A 22,593-nucleotide genomic window follows, 5' to 3' on the forward strand; every position below is an offset into this window, starting at 1 on the left:
CCGGGCGCATGTCCCCGCCCCCGTGGATGCCCGGATCCGATCCGGGCACGACCGAAGGCGAAGGGGCGCCTCAGGCGAACTCCTCGGCGCGCAGCTTGCGGGCGAGGGAATCCAGAACCGCGTTCACCATGCCGGTCTCCTCCCGTTCGAAGAAGGCGGCGGCGACGTTCACATATTCGGCGATCACCACGCGCGCGGGCGTTTCCGGCTTGCCGATCAGCTCGAAGGCACCGGCGCGGAGCGCCGCGCGCATCACCAGTTCCACCCGGCGCAGAGGCCAGCCGGCGGTGAGCGCCTCGTCCACCATCGGGTCAATGGTGCGCTGCTGGGCGAGCACGCCTTCGACCACGGTGCGGAACAGGGCGCGGTCGGCTTCCGGATAGACGTCGCCCTCGACCTCGCGGCCGAGCCAGTGGGTCTCGAACTCGGCGAGGATCTCGTTCACCGGCGTGCCGGCGATGTCCATCTGGTAGAGCGCCTGCACGGCCGCGAGACGGGCCGCGCTCTTGCGCATGGGCTTGGAGACCTGATCGCTCATTTGAGGCCCCGGCGCTTCAGGCGCACCAGGCTCAAAGCGGCTTCGGCGGCACCGCCGCCCTTGTTGCCCTCGCCGACCCGCGCCCGCTCCCAGGCCTGCGCCTCGGTTTCCACGGTCAGGATGCCGTTGCCGAGCGGCAGGGCATGGGCGAGCGCCAGATCCATGAGGCCGCGCGAGGATTCTCCCGCCACGATCTCGAAATGGTAGGTCTCGCCGCGGATGACGCAGCCGAGCGCCACCACTGCCTCGTAAGGCTCGTCCTCTTCCTCGGCCGCCTCGAGGGCGATCTCGGCGGCGATCGGGATTTCCAGCGCGCCCGGAACGGTAATCACGTCCACGGTGGCACCGGCCGCCTCCAGCGCGGCGCGAGCGCCGGCCAGAAGCTCGTCCGCCAGCGCCTCGTAATAGCGCCCTTCCACAATCAGCACTCGGGCCCCGGTGACGGGCTCCCCGGCGCTCGCGCCTTCCTTGCGCGTGCTTACCATCTTGATGTTCTCCGATTCGGGCGCGTCAGGTACTAGAGCCGGAAGGGGTCAGAGGAAATCCTTCTGCCCGGGAAATCAGGCTCCGATTTCAAATGGAGAGCGTCTTACGGCTTCAATTGCCGGGCAATCGAAGCCTGTCGCCCTCTAGGCCGGCTCATACTGCGCAAGGCGCGCGGCATAGCGGGCCATCAGGTCCACTTCGAGATTGATCTCATCCTCCGCCTGCACCACGCCCCAGGTGGTGACGGCAAGCGTGTGGGGGATGAGCAGGCACGAGAACCGGTTGCCCTTCACCGTATTGACGGTCAGGGACGTGCCATCGAGACAGACCGAGCCCTTGGCGGCGATGAAGCGGGCCAGCGGCTCCGGCGCCTCGAAGGTGAAGCGGCTCGTCTCCTCGAAATCGTCGCGTGCGACGACCCTCGCGATGCCGTCCACATGGCCGGTCACGAGATGTCCGCCGAGCTCGCCGCCAATGGTCAGCGAGCGCTCCAGATTGATCCGCGACCCCTCGCGCCACTTCGCCACCGTGGTGATGGCCAGCGTCTCGGGGGCGGCGTCCACGTAGAAGACGGCGCGCTTGGGCCCGCGCTTCTTCACCTTGGTCACCGTCAGGCACACGCCGGAACAGGCGATGGAGGCGCCGATATCGATGGAGGAAGGCTTGTAGTCGGTCGCGATGCCGAAGGTGCGCACCTCATTGTGCACTTCCAGATCGACGATCTCGCCGAGATCCGTGACGATGCCAGTGAACATGGTTCCGTCCGCGCGGGTCTTCGCCGCAATGAGTGGGGCCGCGCGGCCTGCCCAAGGAGCAGCAGCACGGGGATCGAAACGCCTCTGTACCACCACCCACCGCCAACGGCAGCAAAAACAGGGCGCAGATCAGAGCCGCCGCAGCCGCATGAGACTGTCGCGGCCAAGCTCCGTGCGCTCCACCACCGCGAAGCCCACCGGCTCGGTGAGGCGCGTGAGGGGACGGCCGGCCAGCGCATCGAGGGCCCCTGCCCCCAGCGCGCCGGGCGAACGCAGCACCGCCACCTCGTCCACGAGCCCCTCATCCAGCAGCGCTGCGGCCACCTGCGGGCCGCCTTCCACCATCAGGCGGGTAAGGCCGAGGAGGCCGAGAAGCTTCATCACCGCCGGGAGAGCGAGGCGGCCGGAGGCAGCGCGGGGGGCGCGCAGCACCTGAACACCCGCATCCACCAGCGCCTTCTCGCGCTCGGCAGGGGCGTCCTCGGCGGCGATGGCCCACACCGGCACCTGCTCCGCCGTACGCACCAAGCCGCAGGTGGTCGGCAGGCGCAGGTCGCCGTCGAGCACGATCCGCACCGGCGAGCGCCCGTCCATGCCGGGCAGGCGGACGGTCAGTTGCGGATCGTCCGCGAGAACGGTGCCGATGCCGACCATGATGGCGTCCGCGTGCGCACGCATCAGATGGACGCGGGCGCGCGCTTCCTCGCCGGTGATGGCGGCCGGGCGCGGGCCTTCAAGGCCCGCCTTCCCATCAGCCGAGACCGCCATCTTGAGCAACACGTGGGGCCGGCCGCGGGTGACGCGGCTGATATGGCCCGCATGATCCTCCAGCGCCCGCTCGGCGCCGACGCCCACCGTCACCCAGAGGCCCGCCGCCCGCATGCGGGCGACACCCCTGCCCCGCACGCGCGGATCGGGATCCTCCACCGCCGCCACCACGCGGGTGATGCCGGCGGCGATCACCGCATCCGCGCAAGGCGGCGTGCGGCCGAAATGCGAGCAGGGCTCGAGCGTGACATAGAGCGTCGCCCCGCGGGCCGCGTCGCCCGCCTGCGCCAGCGCCAGCGGCTCCGCATGGGGACGGCCGGCGGGCGCGGTGCCGGCACGACCGAGAATCTGGGGACCAGCCGAGGTCGGGCGCACCACGACGGCGCCCACGGAAGGGTTGGGCCAGGTGCGGCCGAGGCCGAGCTGGCCGACCGCCAGCGCCTCCGCCATCAGGGCCTCGTCTTCCTCGGGCGAGAAGACGCCGGCCCGGCCAAGGCCCACCGTAGCGCTCATGGCCCCTACTCCGGTTCGCTTTCGGACGCTGTGCGGTCCGCGCGCTTCAGCTTGGCCAGCGCCTCCGCCTTGCGCTCGCCGAGCTGCAATTCGTCCAGCAGGCTCTCGAAATCGCGCGCCTCGCGAAAATTGCGATAGACAGAGGCGAAACGGACATAGGCCACGTCGTCGATCTGCTTCAGGCCTTCCATCACCATCTCGCCGATGGTCTCGGAGGTGATCTCGGTATCCCCGAGGCTCTCCAGCTGCCGCACGAGACCGGAGAGCATGCGCTCCACGCGCTCGGTCTCGACAGGACGCTTGCGCAGGGCGATTTCCACGGACCGGGCGAGCTTGTCGCGATCGAAGGGCACGCGGCGGCCCGAGCGCTTCACCACCATCAGTTCGCGCAGTTGCACGCGCTCGAAGGTGGTGAACCGCCCACCGCAATCCGGGCAGACCCGGCGGCGGCGGATGGCGGTGTTGTCCTCGGTGGGGCGGCTGTCCTTCACCTGGGTGTCGAGACTGCCGCAATAGGGGCACCGCATGAAGACCTGTCCCTTGCCGGGCGGGATCGGACGAAAAGCGCGCGGGCCAATGACCCGCGCGCTACCAAAACGGACCTGCCCCGGCAGACGCCGGAGCGGGCAGGATCAGTTATAAATGGGGAAGCGGGCGAGCAGCGACTTCACCTTGCCGCGCACCGCCTCTTCCACGAGGCTGTCCTCGGCGACACCCTTCTGCGACAGCACGTCCAGCACTTCGGCGATCATGTCGCCGATCTGTTGGAACTCGGCCACGCCGAAGCCGCGGGTGGTGCCCGCCGGGGTGCCGAGACGCACGCCCGAGGTAACCGCCGGCTTCTCGGGATCGAACGGAATGCCGTTCTTGTTGCAGGTGATGTGGGCGCGGCCGAGCGCATTCTCCGAAATCTTGCCGCTGAGGCGCTTGGGGCGCAGGTCCACCAGCATCAGATGCGTGTCGGTGCCGTCGGACACAATGTCGAAGCCGTGGCCGCGCAGGTTCTCGGCCAGCGCGCGGGCATTCTCCACCACGTTCTTGGCATAGACCTTGAACTCGGGGCGCAGCGCTTCGCCGAAGGCCACCGCCTTGGCGGCGATGACATGCATGAGCGGGCCACCCTGGATGCCGGGGAAGATGGCGGAGTTGAGCTTCTTCGCCAGTTCCTCGTCATTGGTCAGGATCATGCCGCCGCGCGGGCCGCGCAGGGTCTTGTGCGTGGTGGTGGTCACCACATGGGCGTGCGGGAACGGGCTCGGGTGCGCGCCACCGGCCACGAGGCCCGCGAAGTGGGCCATGTCCACCATGAGCTTGGCGCCGACGCTGTCGGCGATCTGGCGCATGCGGGCGAAATCGATGACGCGCGGATAGGCGGAGCCGCCGGCCACGATCACCTTCGGCTTGTGCTGGTCGGCGAGCTGGGCGACCACGTCATAATCGATGCGCTGGTCGTCCTCGCGCACGCCATAGGCGACCGCGTTGAACCACTTGCCCGACATGTTGACGGGCGAGCCATGGGTGAGATGGCCGCCGGCGGCGAGGTTGAGGCCGAGGAAGGTGTCGCCCGGCTGCATCAGGGTGAAGAAGACGCCCTGATTGGCCTGGCTGCCGGAATTCGGCTGCACGTTCGCGAAGGCGCACCCGAACAGCTTCTTGGCGCGATCGATGGCGAGGTTCTCGGCCACGTCCACGAACTGGCAGCCGCCATAATAGCGCTTGCCCGGATAGCCCTCGGCATACTTGTTGGTGAGCACCGAGCCCTGGGCCTCGAGCACGGCGCGGGAGACGATGTTTTCCGAGGCGATGAGCTCGATTTCCTCGCGCTGGCGACCGAGTTCGGCCGACACGGCGGCGGCGATCTCGGGATCAACCTCCGCGAGGGAGGCGGAGAAGAAGCGGTTCATCTCCGCCGAGGCGGAGGCGCTGTGCGCAGCGGACGAGGCCATGGATAGTCTCCGAAACGTTCGGCGCGGCAGGCTCCTCGCGGGGCGGCCGGTCGGAGGGCTCGCTTATCACAGCGCACCCGCCAAGTCCAAAGCCTACCTGCCCACCAGCCTTGCACCCCATGCCACACCCAGGCGCGTTTCGCGCTTGGACGCATTGTCCGCTGCGGCGCGGACGGTCAGCGGACGTTGAAATCCACCGGCACTGTGAAGGTGATGCTGGCTCCGGCCACTTCGGCGGGCGGTGCCGGGAAGGGCGAGGCGCGGCGCACCATCTCCAGCGTCTCCTCATCCAGCAGCGCGTGGCCCGACGTGCCGGCGAGGCTGGCGCCGATGACGCGGCCGGCCCGGTCGATGGTGAAGCGCAGGCGGGCGGTGCCCTCCTCCCGCTTGGCGCGTGCCTCGGAGGGATAGCGCTTGTAGCGGTTGAGATGGCCCACGATCATGCTGCGCCACGTGGCCGGCGCCGTGGATGCCGAGGACGAGGCGCCCGCGGACGGCGCCGCAATGGCATTGGACGTCGGCGCATCGAGCTTAGGCGCGGCACTGGTCACCGGCGCGGCCGGGCGACGGCTCGCCTTCTTCTCTGGCTTCTTCTCCTCCGGCTTCTTCTGCGGCGGAGGTGGTTCCTGCACGATCGGGCGCGGAGGCGGCAGCACCGCCTCGGCCATCACGGGGGGCGCCGGGAGGTCCGGCATCTTCTCGATGGGCTCCTCCACCACCTCCGGCGTCGGCGGCGGGGTGGAGTCTTCCATGGTGTCCGGCGCATCCGGCACCGGCTCGGGAGCCTGCACCATCTGCGGTCCGGGCGCCACGTCCTCGGTCTCGGAAGGCGGCGCCACCGGCAGCGGGGCAAGGTCGATCATCACGGCGGCCGGCGGCGGCTCGCTGATGCCCTCCACCTTGTGCCACTTCAGGCCCGCATAGACCGCGCCGCCGTGGATCGCGAGGATCAGGGCGCCGGCCAGCACCCAGCGCCCCACCGGCAACGGCCCGTGGTGCTCGTGGTGATGATGCGGGTAGGTGGCCGTCACTGGGCGGCTCCCGCCGCGGGCGGGGCACCAGCGGGCGCGGTGGCGGCCGCGGCCGTGTCCAGGCCGACGAGACCGATCTTCAGATAGCCGGCCGAGCGCAAGAGATTCATCACCTCCATCACGTCGCCATAGGGCACGGCCTTGTCGGCGCGCACGAAGACGCGCTGCTGGCGGTCGCCATGGGTCACCGCGTCGAGGGCCGCCGGCAGGCTGTCGCGCTGCACCGCCTCGTCGCCCACCGAGAGCTTGAGGTCCGGCTGGATGGTGAGGAACAGCGGCTTGTCCGGCCGCGGCTGCTGCTGGGCATTGGCCACCGGCAGGTCCACCGGCACGTCCACCGTCGCGAGCGGCGCCGCCACCATGAAGATGATGAGCAGCACCAGGATGACGTCGATGAAGGGCGTGACGTTGATGTCGTGGTTTTCGACGAGGTCATCCCCGCCGAGATCAAGCTTCGCGGCCATGGCTCACTCCGCCGCAGCGCGCAGGCGGTTGGCCCCCGAGGCCTCGCGATCGAGATCGCGGGAGAGGTGGCGCATCACCTCGGCCGAGGCGTCCGAGAGGCTCGCCTTGTAGTTGGAGATGGCGCGGGCGAAGACGTTGTAGATGATCACCGCCGGGATGGCCGCCACGAGGCCGATGGCGGTGGCGAGCAGCGCCTCGGCGATGCCGGGGGCGACCACCGCGAGATTGGTCGTCTGCGCCTTCGAGATGCCGATGAAGCTGTTCATGATGCCCCACACGGTGCCGAACAGGCCGATGAAGGGCGCCGTGGAACCGATGGTGGCGAGAAGGCCCGTGCCGAGCGACATGCGCCGGCCCGCCGCCGCCTCGATGCGGTTCAGCGATATGGCGACGCGCTCCTTGATGCCTTCGGCCGGCAGGGCCCGGGAGGCTTCGAGTTCGCCGAGCGCCGACTGGATGAGGCGGGCGGAGGCGCCGCCGCGCGGCGGCAGGGCGCGGGCGCTGCCCAGCAGGTTGGATGATTCGCGCAGGGTGTGCAGCGCGCGCCGCACCTGACGGTTGGCGGTGGTGAGTTCGAGCACCTTCACCAGCCAGATGGTCCAGGTGATGACGGAGGCGAGCGCGAGGCCGCTCATCACCACCTTCACCACGATGTCCGCAGCCATGAACATGCCCCAGGGGGACAGGTCATGGGGCAGCAGCGCCGCCGGCCGGGGCGCGGCTTCCGCGGCGGGCGCAGGCGGCGCGGGAAGCGCAGGCGCAGCCGCCGAGGCCGGCGCCGCTCCGGCGGGGGGCTCGGCGGGCGGAGTGGCGGGAGCCGTGGCCGGAGGGAGCTGGGCCGTCGCGGGGGCAAGGGCGGCCGACGGCGGCGGCGGCGCACCCACGGGCGCCGGCGGAGCGGAAGGCTGCACGCCGTAAGGTGACGGCGCCACGGGTGCGGGCTTCGGCGCTGTGGGGGTAACGGCGGGCGCAGCCGCCGCCGGGGCGGTTGCCTGCGCGAGGCGCAGTTTGTCCTCCGCCCGGGCTCCGCAGCTGAGGGTCAAGGCAACGGACAGCGCAGCGACGGCTGCCATCGCACCCCGCACACGCGCCACAGGCTTGGAAGAACCACCGCGTATCGTCATCACGCCACCAGCAATCGATCGTTCAAAGGACATCGGTTGGCTGGCGATCCCCGATGATACGGGGAATTGGCTGGCTGCGTCCCTTATAACGCGTTTTCGCCGCGCTGCGGAATGAAAATGTGCGGGGAACGACCGTTGTGCGCAGATGACGCATCCGGTGACGTTGCGAAAAACGCCGCAGATGTGGCATCCATATGGATCAATTGCGGCAAGCGCCGCGCGCGTCCGCCGCAGGAGCGGACATTTCCAGCCATCCAGAGGCCGACGCAGTGGCGGGTTCCCCAGCACCCCTTCTGACGCCGCAGAGGCATCCCACAACCGCGCATGCGCGCGGCGGTACCCGCATCGGCCTGAGCTGGCTTGCCGCCTATCTTCTCGTCTTCCAGGCGCTGATCTCGGGCCTTGCGCTCGGTGCCATGGCAGCGCCGGCAGGGAATGACGGCTTCATCCTCTGCCTCGGCACCTCGACCGATCAGGATCACGGTGGTCCGGACACGCCGTCCAAGGCACACGATTGTTTCGCCTGCCCGCTGGCCGGTGGAACACCGGTCCTGCCGACCCCCCTCGCCTCGCCGCTGAAGCGGACCTTCGTGGTGCTGGCACCCGAAGCCGGGCGTTCCGACTGGCCGCTTCTCTCCCACCGTGCCGCCACGTCGGCCCGTCCCCGCGCACCGCCCGCCACGGCCTGAGATTGCGCACGCTGGAGCGTTGCGGCAGGCCCTGCGCCTGCTGCCGCCCTTCGGGCTGCGGCACTCGAGGTCAATGGCTGGCTACCGGTTGGCGATCGAGAACCGCAGGCGCTGAAGGGCACCGCTCCCGCCATTTCCGCCCATAGCTCGTTTCTCAGGCCCGGCCGCCGATGGGCGCCGGAGGCCGCGGTGCATTGCCATGCCTTATTCCCCACCCCACCCCCTGCTTCGGGGCGCCCTTCCGCGCGCCCTCCTTGCCGCCACCGCGCTGGCGTTTCCCGGTTCCGCTCTGGCCCAGCAGGCCCCCGCTGCCGCGAGCGCGGTGGAACTGCCCACCATCTCCGTGCAGGCGGCACCGGGCGGCAGCCTTACCGTCCCGTCCGAATCGCAGGCGCGGGCGAACATCGAGCTCACGCCCGGCGGCGCCGAGGTGGTGGGGGCCATGACATGGGATGACACGCAGGCCAAGACCATCAAGGACATGCTGGACTTCGTGCCCGGCGTGTTCGCGCAACCGAAATGGGGCGAGGACACCCGCCTTTCCATCCGCGGCTCCGGCATCTCGCGCAGCGCGCACCTGCGCGGAATCCAGCTCTTCCAGGACGGCATCCCGCTCTCGTCCGTGGATGGCGGCGGCGACTTTCAGGAGATCGACCCCACCGCCTTCCAATATGTGGAGGTGTTCAAGGGCGCCAACGGCTACCAGTTCGGCGCCAATGCGCTGGGCGGCGCCATCAATTTCGTGACGCCCACGGGCCGCACGGCGAGCCCGTTCGAGGCCCGCTTCGACATCGGCTCCTTCGGCTTCTATCGCCTTCAGGCGAGCAGCGGCGGTGCGCAGGGCGCCTTCGATGGCTTCGTCACCGGCTCGTGGCTGACGCAGGAAGGCTTCCGCGACCACTCCGCAGGCGAGAACACGCGCGGCAGCGCCAATTTCGGCATCCAGCTCAACGAGAACCTGGAGACGCGCTTCTATCTCAATGCCACCAATGTGAACCAGCAGATCCCCGGCGCCGTCTCCAAGACCGTGGCTCTGAATTCTCCGCAGACCGCCAATCCCACCAACGTTCTGCTGAATTACCAGCGCAACATCGAGTCCGTGCGCCTCGCCAACAAGACGACGGCCCTGCTCTCCGACACCACGAAGCTGGAGGCCGGCGTCTTCTACACCAACAAGGATCTCAACCACCCCATCTTCCAGGTGCTGAACTACAATTACGAGGAATACGGCGCCTTCACCCGCCTCGTGGACGAGCGCAGCATCGGCGGCTTCAACAACCGCCTCGTGCTCGGCATCAATTACGGAACCGGCACCACTGACGCCAAGCGCTACAACAATGTGGCGGGCATCGCCGGCGCCCTCGCCTACTGGAGCAACGACAGCGCCACCACGACGACCTATTATTTCGAGGACCATTTCTATCTGGCCCCGAACTTCGCCTTCGTCGGCGCCGGCCAGTTCCTCACCGCCAGCCTCGACCGCACGGCCTTCTACAAGGCGGTTTCGGGCGGCAACGACTACAACCTGTTCCTGCCCAAGGGCGGCTTCGTCTACGAGATGGCGCCGGGCGCGCAGGTCTTCGGCAATGTCTCGCGCTCCGGCGAGATACCGACCTTCTCCGAGCTCACCGACTTCGGCAGCGTGGTCATCGGAAATCTGAAGGCGCAGACGGCGACGACGGTCGAGATCGGCACCCGCGGCCGCCAGCCGACCTACAGCTGGGACGTCTCGCTCTATCGCTCGTGGGTGCAGAACGAACTGCAGTGCCAGGACCCCGGCAACACGCAGGGCCTCACCTGCACGGTGGTCAATCTCGGCAGCACCATCCATCAGGGGCTGGAGCTGGGCTTCGGCGTGCAGGTGCTGAAGGATCTCTTCACGCCCGGCCCGATCACCGACAGCATCTGGCTGAATGTCGCCTACACCTACAGCGACTTCTATTTCGACAATGATCCGGTGTGGGGCAACAACCGCCTGCCGGGCATCCCGCCCCACTATCTGCGGGCGGAACTGCTCTACAAGCATCCGAGCGGCTTCTACGCAGGGCCGAACGTGGAGTGGGTGCCGGTCGCCTATTATGTGGACGACGCCAATACGCTCGACACCTCGCCCTACGCCCTGCTCAACTTCCGCACGGGTTACGACAACGGCAAGGGGCCGGCGGTCTATCTCGACGCCCGCAACCTTCTGAACGTGAACTATATCGCGAGCGTGAGCGTGACCGGTCGGGCCAGTCCAAACCAGGCGCTGTTCGAGCCCGGCAACGGCCGCTCTGTGGTGGTGGGCACGCGCTTCAAGTTCTGACCGCAGGGTCCGGGCCGCCGCCTTCGGGCGGCGACCCGGCCGGGGTCAGGTCCTGTCCGGCGCGCGGGTGGCAAGGGCGCTGAACGGCTTGCCAGCCTTCAGATGCGCCTCGATCTCCTCCAGCGACACCTGGCTGGTCTCCGGCACGAGGCGGGCGGTGAACACGAGCCCGGCGAGGCAGACCAGCGCATAGATGCCGAACACACCCGCAAGGCCGATGGCCTCCACCAGCACGGGGAAGGTCAGCACCACGATAAAGTTGAACACCCAGTTGGTGATGGAGGCCGCGCTCATGCCCGGCCCCCGCAGGTGCAACGGGAAGATTTCCGACATCATCACCCACGGCAGCGGCCCGATGGCGACCGCGAAGGCGGCGATGTAGAGCAGCAGCCCCACCAGCGCGAGCGCCTGCAGATCGCTGGCGCCCGTGCCGGCCGCCACCGCGATCATGCCGAGGCTGAGCGCCGCCCCGGCAAAGCCGATGAACATGAGCTTGCGGCGGCCGATGCGATCGATGAGCCCCATGGCCACAAAGGTCATCAGGACGTTGACGCATCCCACACCCACGGTGGCGAGCATCTGGGTGGAGGTGTTGTCGAAGCCGGACAGGCGGAAGACGGTGGGCGCGAAATAGATTACCGCATTGATGCCGCTGAGCTGCTGGAGCAGGAACAGTCCCATACCCACCACCAGCGCCGGCCGCAACGTGGGGCTGAGCAGGTCGCGCCAGCCGCCCTGTGCCTCATCGGCCGCCGCCGCCTTCTCGATCTCCCGCAGCTCGGCCACCACGTCGCGATGATCCCGCGGCAACCCCTGCGTGCGGGCGATGACCGCGCGGGCCTCGTCGCGCCGCCCGCGGAGCACCAGCCAGCGGGGCGTATCGGACAGCACCACCACGCCGAAGAACAGGATCAGGCCCGGCACCATTCCCGTGGCGAACATGGTCCGCCAGCTATCGGAGAAGACGTAGCCCACCAGATAGGCGCCGAGGATGCCGAGCGTGATGGCGAGCTGATAGATGGACACCAGCATGCCCCGGATGCGGGCGGGGGCGGTCTCCGAAATATAGAGCGGGGCGATCATGGCGGCGACGCCGATGGCCAGCCCGAGCAGAAGGCGGGCGATACACACGTGGGCAAGGCTCGTCGCCACCGCAGACAGTAGTGCGCCGAAGACGAACAGCAGCGCCGCGCCCAGCAGCAGCTTGCGCCGCCCCATGGGCCCGGCCAGCCAGCCCGCGAGCAGCGCCCCGCCGATGGCGCCGAACGGAACCGTCGCGGTCATCAGCCCTTCGGCCAGGGGAGAGATGGTGAATTCCGCGCGCAGGAGATGCAGCGCGCCGGCGATGACGCCTTCATCAAAGCCGAAGAGCAGGCCGGCGATGCCGGCGATGGACGCGATCAGATAAATCATGCGGGCACCCCAACCGGACAGGCTGGAGTTGTGTACCTTGGGCGCCACGGGACGGAAAGGCGCAAGGCGGACGGTACCTTGGGATGCGCGCGGACAGCGCCCGCGCCGGGCAGCCATGCGGCAGCGGGATTGACGGGCGGGTCAACCTCCCGTAACGCCTCTGCGCTCTCTGATACCAAACGGACCTGCGCGCCACATCATGGCCGAACCCACCAGCACGCTCTCGACCGCAACCCCGGCGGCGCCCCGCATCTCCTTCGTTTCGCTGGGATGCCCCAAGGCTCTGGTGGACAGCGAGCGCATCGTCACGCGCCTCAGGGCGGAAGGCTATGAGCTGACGCGCAACCACGACGGCGCCGATCTCGTCATCGTGAACACCTGCGGCTTCCTCGACAGCGCCAAGGCTGAAAGCCTCTCGGCCATCGGCGAGGCGCTGGCGGAGAACGGCAAGGTGGTCGTGACCGGCTGCATGGGCGCCGAGCCGGAGCAGATTCGCGCCGTCCACCCGAGCGTGCTCGCCATCACCGGCCCGCAGCAATATGAAAGCGTGCTTGACGCCGTGCACCAGGCGGTGCCGCCCAAGCACGATCCCTTCCTGGACCTCGTGCCCGAACAGGGCGTGAAGCTCACGCCGCGCCACTACGCCTATCTGAAGATTTCAGAAGGCTGCAACAACCGCTGCACCTTCTGCATCATCCCGAAGCTGCGCGGCGATCTCGTGAGCCGCCCGCTGAACGAGGTGATGCGCGAGGCGGAGAAGCTGGTCGCGGCCGGCGTGAAGGAACTGCTCGTCATCTCGCAGGACACCTCGGCCTATGGCGTCGACCTGAAGTATGCCGAGAGCCGCTGGAAGGACCGCGACTGGGCGACCCGCTTCTTCGATCTGGCCGATGCACTGGGCGATCTCGGCGCCTGGGTGCGCCTCCATTACGTCTATCCCTATCCGCACGTGGACCGGGTGATGGAGTTGATGGCGAGCGGCAAGGTGCTGCCCTATCTCGACATTCCCTTCCAGCACGCCAGCCCCACCGTGCTGCGGCGGATGAAGCGTCCGGCGGCGCAGGAGAAGACGCTGGCCCGCGTGCTGGCGTGGCGGGATGCGGTGCCCGACATCACCCTGCGCTCCACCTTCATTGTCGGCTTCCCCGGCGAGACCGAGGAGGAGTTCCAGGAACTGCTGGACTTCCTCGACGAGGCACAGCTCGACCGCGTGGGCTGCTTCAAGTTCGAGCCGGTGGCGGGCGCGCCCGCCAATGCGCTGGAAAATCCGGTGCCGGACGAGGTGAAGGCGGAGCGCTACGACCGCTTCATGCTGAAGCAGCAGGCAATCTCCGCCCGCCGCCTCAAGCGTAAGGTGGGCACCCGCCAGCAGGTCATCATCGACAGCGTGACGCCCGGCGGCGCCATCGGCCGCACCAAGGGCGATGCGCCGGAGATCGACGGCTCGGTGAAGATCGCCTCCCGGCGCCCGCTGCGCGTGGGCGAGATCGCCACGGTGAAGATCGAGGCGGCGGACGCCTATGATCTGATCGGCTCTGCCGTCGGCTTCTGACGCGGCGGCTACCCGCCGCCCCTTGAAACACCCGACACAGATACCCTCTCGTCCAGCCTTGAGCGGAGAGGGACGCGTCATCGCGTCCCAAGGCGGATGCGCGGCCGGCGAACGGATTGCCGCGCGACGGACGCAATGCAAAACTACACCAACTCAATTCAAAAGCTATGCACACAATGCAAAACGCCAGCAGAATCCCGAGAGACCCTGCTGGCGTCGAATTTGAAGCGCGGGACCGCACGCGGCCCCAGCGGGGTGGTCAGCCCTCGTCGTCGTCCGTCTGCTCCGGCGGCACGAGGCCCTGGAGACCGGCGAGGAGCTCTTCCTCGGTCATGCGGTCCAGAACGATATCGGCATCGTCGACGCCGCCTTCGCTGCTGGCGATGAGCGGCACGGACTCGGGCTCCGGCTCGTCCACTTCCGTGTACTTCTGGAGCGAGTGGATGAGGTCTTCCTTGAGATCCTCGGGGCTGACCGTCTCGTCAGCGATCTCGCGCAGCGCAACGACCGGATTTTTGTCGTTATCGCGGTCCACCGTGATCGGCGAGCCGGACGAGATCATGCGGGCGCGATGGCCGGCGAGGAGGACAAGCTCGAAACGGTTGTCCACCTTATCGATGCAATCCTCAACGGTGACACGGGCCATGGTGTCGGCACTCCTTGGTGCGCGCTACGGCGGGGCGAAGCGTGGGAAAGTTTGGCGTTATATCCGATTTGGGATTAGCAGGCAAGCAACCGATGCGTTTTTCGCTTGCGCTCGGACCCGCCATGCTTGAGAAATGGCATGCGATACAAATTTAAAATCCCTGTAGGGTAACGTCTAGTTTTTAGGGTCGGTGAAACGAATATGCAGGGTATGGAAAAGATCGCGCTGTTCATCGATGGCGCCAATCTGTATTCAGCCACGAAAGCTCTTGGATTCGATATCGACTACAAGCGCTTGCTAAAAGAATTCCAGAGCCGCGGGTATTTGCTCCGCGCCTTCTACTATACGACACTGGTCGAGGACCAGGAATATTCGTCCATCCGCCCGCTGCTGGATTGGCTGGATTACAACGGTTATTCCGTCGTAACGAAGCTCGCGCGGGAGTTCACGGACAGTCAGGGCCGACGCCGTGTGCGGGGCAACATGGACATCGAGATCGCCGTCGATGCCATGGAACTGGCCGGCAGCCTCGACCACATCGTCCTCTTCTCCGGCGACGGCGATTTCCGCTCGCTTGTGGAAGCCCTGCAGCGCAAGGGCGTCCGCGTCAGCGTCGTCTCCACCATCTCGACCCAGCCGCCGCTGATCTCCGACGACCTGCGCCGTCAGGCCGACGTCTTCATCGATCTGGTTGACCTTCAGGCGAAAATCGGACGTGATCCGGCCGAGCGCGCCAACCGCCTTCAGGAAACGCCCCGTTTCCTTGAGCGGCGCGGCGCCCCCGTGGCGGACCCGAACGAGAACTGACCGTTTCGATGCTTGCAGACCCGGGGCGCGATTGCCCTTTGTGCCCGCGCCTCGTCTCCTTCCGCTCCACCTGGCGGGCGGCGGAGCCCTCCTGGTTCAACGCTCCGGTTCCGGCCTTCGGACCACAGGAGGCTCGACTCCTCATCGTCGGCCTCGCCCCCGGCCTGCGCGGCGCCAACCGCACGGGACGCCCCTTCACGGGCGACTATGCGGGCGACCTGCTCTACGAGACGCTCATCCATTTCGGCTTCGCGCGCGGCACCTATCGCGCCGATCCCGATGACGGCCTGGAACTGATCGACGCCCGCATCGTGAACGCGGTGCGCTGCGTGCCGCCGGAGAACAAGCCGACCACGGAAGAAATCCGCACCTGCCGCCCCTTCCTCGCGGCAGCGATGGCACAGATGTCGCGCCTGTCCGCCATCGTGGCCCTCGGCAAGATCGCGCATGATTCCGTTGTGGTGACGCTGGGCGAACGCATGTCGCGCGCGCCCTTCGGCCATGGGACCCGGCGCGAGATCGGCGGCCATACGGTGTTCGGCAGCTATCATTGCTCCCGTTACAACACCAACACCGGCGTACTGACGCCCGAGATGTTCCGCGCCGTCTTCTCGCAGGTCCGAAGCTTCCTCGACGCTGCCTGAGGGGGCCACGGGGCGGACATGCGGCACCCCCTCCTCTCCATCGCCCTCGGCGTCGGCATCGGCGCCTGCGCGGTCGCTCTGGCATGGCGGTTCTGGCCGGGCTTCGCGCCGAGCCAGCGCCCGCCCCGGCCGGTGCCGGAAAATGCCACCCTCGCCGACCTGCTCCGCGATGCGGACCCGGCCGCCGGGGCGCAGGTCTTCCGCATCTGCGGATCCTGCCATTCCGTCGGACGCGCCGGCGGCAATCTCGACGGACCGAACCTCCATGGCGTGATTGGCAGCCTGATCGGCCGCAACAGCCCGCGCTTCAGCTACACCGCTGCCCTGCAAGCGGTGGGCGGACGCTGGACGCCTGAGCGGATGGATGCCTGGCTGAAGGACCCGCAAGCCTTTGCGCCCGGCACCAGCATGGGCTTTGCCGGGCTTGAGTCCGCCCGCGACCGGGCTGACGTCATCGCCTACCTGATGCGGCAGACGGGGCCCTGAGACCCGTCAGAACAGCGTGCGCATGGAGACGAGATCGAACGGCACCGCGTGACCCGCAAGGTTCCACATGCCCGCGGTCTCACGGATGACCAGGAAGAAGGGCGACAGTTCGTCGAAGCCGTCGCCGGTGATCACGGTGCCGCCGAACTGGAGGTCGTCATACTTCAGCTCGAGCCCGAGACGATCCCATTCCTCGGTGAAGGCGGGCACATAGCCGTCGGGATTATGCCCCTCCCCGAAGTCCACCGGCTCACGCCCGGCATTGGGATCCTCCGCCGGCGTGATGCTGAGGGCCAGAATGTCCCAGGGGCCTTCCGGCGGGCGGCCCGCCAGCCGATGCAGATAATAGTCGCTATCGAACGGCTCCTGCCCATTCCAGCCGAACAGGCGCTGGGCCGCTGTCGTCTGCCGCCAGTCCTGCCACTGTGCGTCCTCATTGGCTGCGGTCCGGATCGGCTCCGGCGGCTCGCACTCCGGTCCGTTGAACTCCGCCTCGGTCAGCCAGATGGCGGCATGGGTGGAATAGAGGATGTCGTAGGAGCGGAACTCCATGGGATGGCGGTTGCGCAGAGAGGCCACGAAGGGCGCGATCGCCGGATCGGGCGCCTCAGGCAGCGCCCGTCCGTCCATGGCCATGGTCATCACGTCCAGCACCTGCGGCGCGCTGCGGTTCTCCGTGGTGGTGTCGCTGAAGAGCGCGAGCGCCACATATTGCGCACCATGCACCCGGTAGGGCTCCGGCACCCGCACGGTGAAGTGGTGCTCCAGAGGCAGACCGGTCTCGGTGGACAGCGGCCATTGCCCGGGCGTGATGCCCCGCGGCAGGCCGCAGCACCAGCCCTCCGGCGCGTCGCTGCCGCGCGGCTTCAGACCCGGAACGACGTGCACGTTGAAGGCGGCGGAGGGCGGCGTGAGGCTGAGATCGCGCCAGGAGGGATAGACGGCCTTCGGATGGAACAGCTGGATGCGCTGCACCTTGCCATAGCCCGTCTCAACGAACTGGCGGGCGCCGTTCGGCAGGTCGCGCGATCCGAAGCGATAGGGCGCGCCGCCCTCCGGCAGCTTGGAGAGATGGAGATCCGGCGCGACGGCGGCGAGTTCCGCCTCCGGCATGCGCACCCGCAGGCCGGCGATGGAGACCGCCGGATCGAAATTTCCGCGAAACTCGATCCGCCCCAGCCGGCCCCCACGATCAAGGCGCGCGGTCACGTGGAACGAGCGGTCCAGGTAGCGCACCCACCCGCCCTCATGGGGAAGCGGCGCCCGCCAGCGGGAGCCGACGGCCGCTGCCAGTTTCTCGGCGGGATCGCCGGGACGGAGCGCACCAAGGGCCTGCATGTCGGGGGGCGTCGGATCCAGCATATGCGTCTCCCTGTCTGCGCAGGTCCGCAGACCTGGCGGGAGGCGAAGGCTAGCTCCGGACAGAGGGTGGAGAGAAGCGATAAATCCATCGCTCCCTCAATGCCTTAACCCGCAACCTCCAGGGAGAAGTCGAATGATCCGGTCAGCCCCTGTCATAGGTCCGGAAGAACTCGACCACCTGCCGCGCGCTCTCCTCGGGCGGAAACACGGGATAGAAGGTGTGGGCGATGGCCCCATCTTCCACGACCAGCGTGAGCCGCTTGAGGAGTTTAAGTCCGCCGACCTCGAAGGTGGGGAGGCGGATGGCGCGGGCCAGTTGCAGGCCATGGTCGGATAGCAGCGGAAACGGCAGGTTGAGGCGTGTGGCCACTTCCTTCTGATGTTCCGTGTCCTGCGCCGAGAGGCCGAAGACGTGCTCGATGCCGACGGCCCGCAGATCCTCCAGATGGTCGCGGAAGGCGCAGGACTGCACGGTGCAGCCGCGGGCGCCCGGTATTTCGTCCCATCCCTCCAGCGGCGGCTCGCCCGGCCGCGCGGTGCGCGGATAGACATAGACCACCGCACGACCGGACAGGTCGGAGAGGTCCACCGGATGGCCATGGGTGCCCATGAGCCGGATGATCGGCAGCTCCAGCCCCGGCAGGTGGTCTGCGGCGCCGTCATCCTCGGGCACGGGCAAGGCGGCGGGATCGAGGGCACTCATCTGACATGCTCCGGGTGACGGTATCCAAACGCGCCCGATTGTAGCGCAGCCTGACACCGCCGCCAGAGGTTTGCCCGCCTCCGGCCGCACCGTCAGCGCCTCGCATCGAGCGCGCAACATGGAAGGCTTGCGCAGACCTTGCAGAAAGATGCACGGCAAACCTGCCGCAACGGCCTGAAGATTACGGCCGGATTAAAAATATCCGTCCAATCTCGGAAAGTATCCCTGCTTGCCGCAGCGTCCCGAATACACCGTTCCACGCCGTTAGGTCAGATGACGAAAGGACAGGCGACGACCCTCAACTTAGTGTGTGGTGAGCACAAGGCGCCTCGCCATTAATCTCACTGCGCTGGAACAGGTCATGCGGCGGGAGCCGCCACCGGGGCTGGGGAGCGGGGCCATGAGCATCTATCTTGGGTCGACATTCGCGACCTTCAACTATTATTCCAAGAACAGCGATACGGCCCTGAAGCAGGAAGCCGCCCAGCCCGAGGTGGCCCGCGATACGGCCTATTACGAGGCCAATATCGGGTCGGTCACGAGCGTGGACGACTTCGTGAACAACTATCGCCTGCTCAATTATGCCATGACCGCCTATGGCCTCTCGGATGAAACCAACGCCAAGGCCCTGGTGAAGCAGGTCCTCAGCAGCGATCTCTCGGATTCCTCCAGCCTCGTCTACAAGCTCAACGACCAGCGCTACCTGAACCTCGCGAAGGCTTTCGCCAATCTCAATCCCAACGATTCCGCTGCCAGCTATACGGCCGCCACGACCCAGCAGGTCGTGAACAGCTATCTGGAACAGCAGTTGGAAACCGACGTGGGCCAGCAGGACGAGGGCACGCAGCTCGCGCTCTATTTTCAGCGCAACGCCGCGAACATCACCTCCGGCTATTCGATCCTCGGCGACAGCCAGCTCTGGAAGGTGGTTCAGACCGTCTACGATCTGCCGGAAAGCCTCGGTTCCATCGACATCAACCAGCAGAAGGACCTGGTGGAGTCCAAGGTGAACATCGCGGACCTTCAGGACCCCACCAAGGTCTCCGCCCTGCTCGACCGCTTCTCCGCCGTCTGGGACGCCACCAACAGCAGCGCCGCCAGCAGCGATCCGGTGCTGGAGCTCTTTTCCGACGGCGGCTCCGACGCGTCGGCCTCGGGCGCATCCAGCAACATCCTCGATCTCGAATACGGCGGCTGACCGCCTCCGCCGGACGACAGCTTCACGCAAGCCTCGCGCCAGCCGCATCGTGCAGGATGCAGCCGTGGTTTCAGGACTTGCGTTCTCCTGCCGCGCGCTCTGGCGCGCCTGCGGGCTGGACACAGGCCCCCGGTGCCACGACAATGCGTTGGAGACGGTGGGGACTGTCAGCCATGGCTATCGATTTCGGGTCGACGTTCGCGACCTATAATTATTACCAGAAGAACAGTGCCATGGCGCTCAAGACGAAGGCTGCGGAGCCGATCGTCAAGAACGACATCGCTTATTTCAGGGCGAACATCACCAAGGTCAAAACCGTCGACGAGTTCGTCGGCAACTACCGCCTTTTCAATTTCGCCATGAATGCGTTCGGCCTCAGCGAGATGGCCAACGCCAAGGCCTATATGAAAAAGGTGCTGAACAGCGACCTGTCCGATTCCTCCAGCTTCGTGAACAAGCTGGCGGACGACAAGTTCAAGGTGTTCGCCCGCGCCTTCTCCAACCTGAACCCGACCAACGCTCTGACCACCGTTCCGGCCACGGCCGACGACGTGGTTGGATACTACCTCAATCAGTCCATCGAGACGGAGTTGGGGCAGACGGACCAGGGCGTTCAGCTGGCGCTCTACTTCAAGCGCAACGCCGCCACCATCAAGTCGGCCTACAGCATCCTCGGCGACCCGGCCCTCTATAAGGTGGTGAAGACGGTGTTCAACCTGCCTGACAACATGGGCAAGGTGGACATCGCTCAGCAGAAGCGGATCGTGGATGCGAAGCTGAACGTCAACGATCTTCAGGACCCGACGAAGGTGAACAAGCTGCTCCAGCGCTTCGCGGCGATCTGGGACGCGACGAACAACACCGCCGCCAACAACCCGATCCTGACCCTGTTCAACACCAGCAGCTCGCGCAGCTCCGTCAGCAGCGGCGCCGCGTCCTCGATCATCGGCCTGAAGTACGGCGGCTGATCCCGCCAGCGTCGGGCGGCCCTGCGCCGGCCGCAGTGGTCTAAAGGTCGCGCGAGAGCACCACAAGCGTCCCATGGCCGGCCTTCACGGGCCGGCTGAAGGGCATGCGGCCAATCTCGGCAAATCCCCACTTCTGATAGGTGCGCACCGCCCAAGGCGCCGTTTCCATGGCATCGAGCCACAGATAGCCCGCGCCTTCATCGCGCGCGCAGGCGGCCGCCTCGTCCAGCAGGCGGCGGCCCAGCCCCTGCCCTGTCGCTGCCCGCGCCAGATAGATGCGCGGCACCTCGGCGCCGGCCGACCGGCCCGTCACGGGCTCCGGCACGCCGAGAAGCAGCGACAGGAAGCCAAGCAGCGCGCCATCATCCTCCACGAGCCACACACGCGCATCGTCGCGGGCCAACAGGTCTGCGAAGGCGTCCGGCCCGAAGGTGGCAAGCTGCGCGGCATAGGCCGCATCGTCGTCCCAGAGAAAGGCGTAGCTTTCCGCATAAAGTGCCGGGCCAGCCGCCCCGAGACGCCCGGCGTCGACCGGGCCGGCGCGGCGGATCACGGGGCCGACCGACATGGCGGGCTCAGCCGCGATCGCGCATCAGGCGGGCCTTGTCGCGGTTCCAGTCCCGCTCCTTCACCGCCTCGCGCTTGTCATGGGCCTTGCGGCCCTTGGCGAGCGCCACTTCCACCTTCGCCCGGCCCTGCTCGTTGAAATAGATCTTCAGCGGCACCACGGTCATGCCCTCGCGCTCCACCGCAACGGTGAGCTTGTGGATCTGCCGCTTGTGCATCAGCAGTTTGCGCGGGCGGCGCGGCTCGTGGTTGAAGCGGTTGGCTTCCAGATATTCCGGCACGTAGGAATTGAAGAGCCACAGCTCGCCATTCTTGCCACCGGCATAGCTCTCGTGGATCGTCGCCTTGCCGGTGCGCAGCGCCTTCACCTCGGTGCCCTTCAGCGCGATGCCCGCCTCGAACACCTCGCCGATGTCATAGTCGAAGCGCGCCCGCCGGTTGTCGGCGACCACCTTGCGGGGCAGCTCCTTTTTCTTCTTCTCAGCCATCACACTCTCGAAACGGGACGGGGCACGGGTGGCGCCCCGCCCTCGGCAGCGCGGACGCGGCCGGATGTCGCCATCCGGCCCGGCGCAGGATCAGTTGATGAGGCCGGCATGGACCATGGCGCTCTTCACCACGGCCTTGGTCGGCTCCGAGACCGGCACCATGGGCAGGCGCACGTCCTCGGCCATCTTGCCCAGAACGGACAGGGCATATTTGGTGGGCGACGGGTTGGTTTCAACGAAGAGCGCCGTATGCAGCGGCACCAGCTTGTCCTGGATGGCGAGCGCGGCGGCATAATCGCCCCTGGTGCAGGCGGCCTGGAACTCCGCGCACAGGCGCGGGGCAACGTTCGCCGTCACCGAGATGCAGCCCACCCCGCCATGGGCGTTGAAGCCCAGCGCGGTAATGTCCTCGCCCGAGAGCTGGATGAAGTCCTTGCCCAGCGTCTGGCGCTGCAGGGACACGCGCGACATGTTGGCGGTGGCGTCCTTGATGCCGACAATGTTCGGGAACTCGCGCAGACGCGCCATGGTCTCGACGCTCATGTCGATCACCGAGCGGGCGGGGATGTTGTAGATGAAGATGGGCAGGCTCACCGCCTTCGCGATGGCCGCGAAGTGCTGGTACAGGCCCTCCTGCGAGGGCTTGTTGTAATAGGGCGTGACCACGAGCAGGCCCTGCGCGCCGACCTTCTCGGCATGCTGGGAAAACTCGATGGCGGTCGCCGTATCGTTGGAGCCCGCGCCGGCCATCACCGGCACGCGGCCGGCGGCCTGCGACACCGCCCATTCGATCACGCGCTTGTGCTCGTCATGGGTCAGGGTCGGGCTTTCGCCCGTGGTGCCCACCGGCACGAGGCCGTTGGTGCCCTCGGCGATCTGCCACTCCACGAGATCGCGGAACGCTTTCTCGTCCAGGGCCCCATCGCGGAACGGCGTCACGAGCGCGGTAAAGGAGCCACGGAACAGAGCGTTGGGCGAAGCGGAAGACATGGCAGGGCCTTGTTCTGGGTTATGAACGCACCCGCCCCCTTGGCGCGGGGCAAAGCGGACCGCGACAGATACAGCGTTGTCCGCGTCAGCGAAAGGCCCCAGCGGTTCCTGCGCCCGCCGGGACGGGGCGTTGATCGCCGCGCGAACTC

Annotated in this window: 24 protein-coding genes; 8 read left to right on the forward strand and 16 right to left on the reverse strand. The window is 67.3% G+C overall.

Going from position 1 to position 22,593, the window contains the following annotated elements; genetic code table 11:
- Positions 1-70: 70 nt before the first annotated feature.
- The 9 genes from nusB to exbB form a co-directional block, all read right to left on the reverse strand.
- Positions 71-538, reverse strand: a complete 468-nt coding sequence (nusB, locus tag DFO45_RS16325; protein ID WP_133865724.1) for a transcription antitermination factor NusB — start codon at positions 536-538, stop codon at positions 71-73.
- A complete protein-coding gene (gene ribH / locus DFO45_RS16330; protein ID WP_012169796.1) occupies positions 535-1,023 on the reverse strand; it encodes a 6,7-dimethyl-8-ribityllumazine synthase in 489 nt (162 codons plus the stop codon). Before ribH ends, nusB begins: the two co-directional genes overlap by 4 nt.
- Positions 1,024-1,167: 144 nt before the next feature.
- Positions 1,168-1,779, reverse strand: a complete 612-nt coding sequence (locus tag DFO45_RS16335; protein ID WP_133865725.1) for a riboflavin synthase — start codon at positions 1,777-1,779, stop codon at positions 1,168-1,170.
- A 129-nt stretch (positions 1,780-1,908) separates the two neighbouring features.
- The gene (ribD, locus tag DFO45_RS16340) at positions 1,909-3,060 is read right to left on the reverse strand and encodes a bifunctional diaminohydroxyphosphoribosylaminopyrimidine deaminase/5-amino-6-(5-phosphoribosylamino)uracil reductase RibD (protein WP_133865726.1); all 1,152 of its coding nucleotides are present in this window, start codon (positions 3,058-3,060) and stop codon (positions 1,909-1,911) included.
- A gap of 5 nt (positions 3,061-3,065) precedes the next feature.
- The gene (gene nrdR / locus DFO45_RS16345; RefSeq protein WP_012169793.1) at positions 3,066-3,587 is read right to left on the reverse strand and encodes a transcriptional regulator NrdR; all 522 of its coding nucleotides are present in this window, start codon (positions 3,585-3,587) and stop codon (positions 3,066-3,068) included.
- 105 nt (positions 3,588-3,692) lie between these two features.
- Positions 3,693-5,006 carry a serine hydroxymethyltransferase gene (glyA, locus tag DFO45_RS16350; protein ID WP_133865727.1) on the reverse strand — a complete coding sequence of 438 codons (1,314 nt, stop codon included), beginning with the start codon at positions 5,004-5,006 and terminating at the stop codon, positions 3,693-3,695.
- Positions 5,007-5,182: 176 nt separating this feature from the next.
- On the reverse strand, positions 5,183-6,037 hold the full coding sequence (locus tag DFO45_RS16355; protein WP_245518141.1) for an energy transducer TonB: 855 nt from the start codon (positions 6,035-6,037) through the stop codon (positions 5,183-5,185).
- On the reverse strand, positions 6,034-6,501 hold the full coding sequence (gene exbD, locus DFO45_RS16360; protein ID WP_012169790.1) for a TonB system transport protein ExbD: 468 nt from the start codon (positions 6,499-6,501) through the stop codon (positions 6,034-6,036). The genes DFO45_RS16355 and exbD overlap by 4 nt, the downstream gene beginning before the upstream one ends.
- A gap of 3 nt (positions 6,502-6,504) precedes the next feature.
- Positions 6,505-7,626 (reverse strand): tonB-system energizer ExbB, encoded by a 1,122-nt coding sequence (exbB, locus tag DFO45_RS16365; RefSeq protein WP_133865728.1) that lies wholly within the window; start codon positions 7,624-7,626, stop codon positions 6,505-6,507.
- A gap of 269 nt (positions 7,627-7,895) precedes the next feature.
- Here exbB and DFO45_RS16370 point away from each other — a divergent pair, with 269 nt between their 5' ends.
- Entirely contained in the window at positions 7,896-8,315 is a 420-nt protein-coding gene (locus tag DFO45_RS16370) for a DUF2946 family protein (protein WP_133865729.1), read from the forward strand.
- A 199-nt stretch (positions 8,316-8,514) separates the two neighbouring features.
- Positions 8,515-10,620 (forward strand): TonB-dependent receptor, encoded by a 2,106-nt coding sequence (locus DFO45_RS16375; RefSeq protein WP_133865730.1) that lies wholly within the window; start codon positions 8,515-8,517, stop codon positions 10,618-10,620.
- 45 nt (positions 10,621-10,665) lie between these two features.
- On the opposite strand, the gene DFO45_RS16380 is transcribed toward DFO45_RS16375, so the two are convergent.
- Complete coding sequence (locus DFO45_RS16380; RefSeq protein ID WP_133865731.1) at positions 10,666-12,033, reverse strand: sugar porter family MFS transporter; 1,368 nt, start codon at positions 12,031-12,033, stop codon at positions 10,666-10,668.
- A gap of 199 nt (positions 12,034-12,232) precedes the next feature.
- Between DFO45_RS16380 and rimO the strand changes: the two genes are divergently transcribed.
- Entirely contained in the window at positions 12,233-13,585 is a 1,353-nt protein-coding gene (rimO, locus tag DFO45_RS16385) for a 30S ribosomal protein S12 methylthiotransferase RimO (protein WP_012169785.1), read from the forward strand.
- Positions 13,586-13,844: 259 nt separating this feature from the next.
- On the opposite strand, the gene rpoZ is transcribed toward rimO, so the two are convergent.
- Complete coding sequence (rpoZ, locus tag DFO45_RS16390) at positions 13,845-14,231, reverse strand: DNA-directed RNA polymerase subunit omega (protein WP_012169784.1); 387 nt, start codon at positions 14,229-14,231, stop codon at positions 13,845-13,847.
- 201 nt (positions 14,232-14,432) lie between these two features.
- Between rpoZ and DFO45_RS16395 the strand changes: the two genes are divergently transcribed.
- From DFO45_RS16395 to DFO45_RS16405, 3 genes are read left to right on the forward strand one after another with little or no spacing between them, the layout of a single operon-like run.
- Positions 14,433-15,038, forward strand: coding sequence for an NYN domain-containing protein (locus DFO45_RS16395; protein WP_012169783.1), 606 nt, complete (start codon positions 14,433-14,435; stop codon positions 15,036-15,038).
- Between the two features lie 8 nt (positions 15,039-15,046).
- Positions 15,047-15,682, forward strand: coding sequence for a uracil-DNA glycosylase (locus DFO45_RS16400; protein ID WP_133865732.1), 636 nt, complete (start codon positions 15,047-15,049; stop codon positions 15,680-15,682).
- 18 nt (positions 15,683-15,700) lie between these two features.
- Positions 15,701-16,168 carry a c-type cytochrome gene (locus DFO45_RS16405; protein ID WP_133865733.1) on the forward strand — a complete coding sequence of 156 codons (468 nt, stop codon included), beginning with the start codon at positions 15,701-15,703 and terminating at the stop codon, positions 16,166-16,168.
- A 6-nt stretch (positions 16,169-16,174) separates the two neighbouring features.
- Here the strand turns inward: DFO45_RS16405 and DFO45_RS16410 are convergent, their stop codons facing one another.
- Positions 16,175-17,530, reverse strand: coding sequence for a hypothetical protein (locus DFO45_RS16410; RefSeq protein WP_133865734.1), 1,356 nt, complete (start codon positions 17,528-17,530; stop codon positions 16,175-16,177).
- Between the two features lie 142 nt (positions 17,531-17,672).
- On the reverse strand, positions 17,673-18,233 hold the full coding sequence (locus tag DFO45_RS16415; RefSeq protein WP_043878995.1) for a peroxiredoxin: 561 nt from the start codon (positions 18,231-18,233) through the stop codon (positions 17,673-17,675).
- Between the two features lie 400 nt (positions 18,234-18,633).
- Here DFO45_RS16415 and DFO45_RS16420 point away from each other — a divergent pair, with 400 nt between their 5' ends.
- The gene (locus DFO45_RS16420) at positions 18,634-19,431 is read left to right on the forward strand and encodes a DUF1217 domain-containing protein (protein ID WP_166657157.1); all 798 of its coding nucleotides are present in this window, start codon (positions 18,634-18,636) and stop codon (positions 19,429-19,431) included.
- 173 nt (positions 19,432-19,604) lie between these two features.
- Entirely contained in the window at positions 19,605-20,399 is a 795-nt protein-coding gene (locus tag DFO45_RS16425; protein WP_043878993.1) for a DUF1217 domain-containing protein, read from the forward strand.
- Positions 20,400-20,439: 40 nt separating this feature from the next.
- Here DFO45_RS16425 and DFO45_RS16430 read toward each other — a convergent pair whose 3' ends face one another.
- From DFO45_RS16430 to dapA, 3 genes are all read right to left on the reverse strand, one after another.
- Positions 20,440-20,967, reverse strand: coding sequence for a GNAT family N-acetyltransferase (locus DFO45_RS16430; protein ID WP_133865737.1), 528 nt, complete (start codon positions 20,965-20,967; stop codon positions 20,440-20,442).
- Between the two features lie 7 nt (positions 20,968-20,974).
- Positions 20,975-21,454 (reverse strand): SsrA-binding protein SmpB, encoded by a 480-nt coding sequence (gene smpB, locus DFO45_RS16435; protein WP_043878992.1) that lies wholly within the window; start codon positions 21,452-21,454, stop codon positions 20,975-20,977.
- Positions 21,455-21,544: 90 nt separating this feature from the next.
- Positions 21,545-22,444, reverse strand: a complete 900-nt coding sequence (dapA, locus tag DFO45_RS16440; protein ID WP_133865738.1) for a 4-hydroxy-tetrahydrodipicolinate synthase — start codon at positions 22,442-22,444, stop codon at positions 21,545-21,547.
- Positions 22,445-22,593: the final 149 nt, after the last annotated feature.

Origin of the sequence: Azorhizobium sp. AG788, assembly GCF_004364705.1 — a bacterium.
GTDB classification, from domain to species: domain Bacteria; phylum Pseudomonadota; class Alphaproteobacteria; order Rhizobiales; family Xanthobacteraceae; genus Azorhizobium; species Azorhizobium caulinodans.

Coding starts and splice junctions, on each gene's coding strand:
- nusB (WP_133865724.1), bottom strand. CDS start 538: ATGAGCGATCAGGTCTCCAAGCCCATGCGCAAGAGCGCGGCCCGTCTC.
- dapA (WP_133865738.1), bottom strand. CDS start 22,444: ATGTCTTCCGCTTCGCCCAACGCTCTGTTCCGTGGCTCCTTTACCGCG.
- nrdR (WP_012169793.1), bottom strand. CDS start 3,587: ATGCGGTGCCCCTATTGCGGCAGTCTCGACACCCAGGTGAAGGACAGC.
- DFO45_RS16335 (WP_133865725.1), bottom strand. CDS start 1,779: ATGTTCACTGGCATCGTCACGGATCTCGGCGAGATCGTCGATCTGGAA.
- DFO45_RS16375 (WP_133865730.1), top strand. CDS start 8,515: ATGCCTTATTCCCCACCCCACCCCCTGCTTCGGGGCGCCCTTCCGCGC.
- smpB (WP_043878992.1), bottom strand. CDS start 21,454: ATGGCTGAGAAGAAGAAAAAGGAGCTGCCCCGCAAGGTGGTCGCCGAC.
- exbD (WP_012169790.1), bottom strand. CDS start 6,501: ATGGCCGCGAAGCTTGATCTCGGCGGGGATGACCTCGTCGAAAACCAC.
- DFO45_RS16405 (WP_133865733.1), top strand. CDS start 15,701: ATGCGGCACCCCCTCCTCTCCATCGCCCTCGGCGTCGGCATCGGCGCC.
- rpoZ (WP_012169784.1), bottom strand. CDS start 14,231: ATGGCCCGTGTCACCGTTGAGGATTGCATCGATAAGGTGGACAACCGT.
- DFO45_RS16420 (WP_166657157.1), top strand. CDS start 18,634: ATGAGCATCTATCTTGGGTCGACATTCGCGACCTTCAACTATTATTCC.
- ribH (WP_012169796.1), bottom strand. CDS start 1,023: ATGGTAAGCACGCGCAAGGAAGGCGCGAGCGCCGGGGAGCCCGTCACC.
- DFO45_RS16410 (WP_133865734.1), bottom strand. CDS start 17,530: ATGCTGGATCCGACGCCCCCCGACATGCAGGCCCTTGGTGCGCTCCGT.
- rimO (WP_012169785.1), top strand. CDS start 12,233: ATGGCCGAACCCACCAGCACGCTCTCGACCGCAACCCCGGCGGCGCCC.
- DFO45_RS16430 (WP_133865737.1), bottom strand. CDS start 20,967: ATGTCGGTCGGCCCCGTGATCCGCCGCGCCGGCCCGGTCGACGCCGGG.
- exbB (WP_133865728.1), bottom strand. CDS start 7,626: ATGACGATACGCGGTGGTTCTTCCAAGCCTGTGGCGCGTGTGCGGGGT.
- ribD (WP_133865726.1), bottom strand. CDS start 3,060: ATGAGCGCTACGGTGGGCCTTGGCCGGGCCGGCGTCTTCTCGCCCGAG.
- DFO45_RS16400 (WP_133865732.1), top strand. CDS start 15,047: ATGCTTGCAGACCCGGGGCGCGATTGCCCTTTGTGCCCGCGCCTCGTC.
- DFO45_RS16415 (WP_043878995.1), bottom strand. CDS start 18,233: ATGAGTGCCCTCGATCCCGCCGCCTTGCCCGTGCCCGAGGATGACGGC.
- DFO45_RS16380 (WP_133865731.1), bottom strand. CDS start 12,033: ATGATTTATCTGATCGCGTCCATCGCCGGCATCGCCGGCCTGCTCTTC.
- DFO45_RS16425 (WP_043878993.1), top strand. CDS start 19,605: ATGGCTATCGATTTCGGGTCGACGTTCGCGACCTATAATTATTACCAG.
- glyA (WP_133865727.1), bottom strand. CDS start 5,006: ATGGCCTCGTCCGCTGCGCACAGCGCCTCCGCCTCGGCGGAGATGAAC.
- DFO45_RS16395 (WP_012169783.1), top strand. CDS start 14,433: ATGCAGGGTATGGAAAAGATCGCGCTGTTCATCGATGGCGCCAATCTG.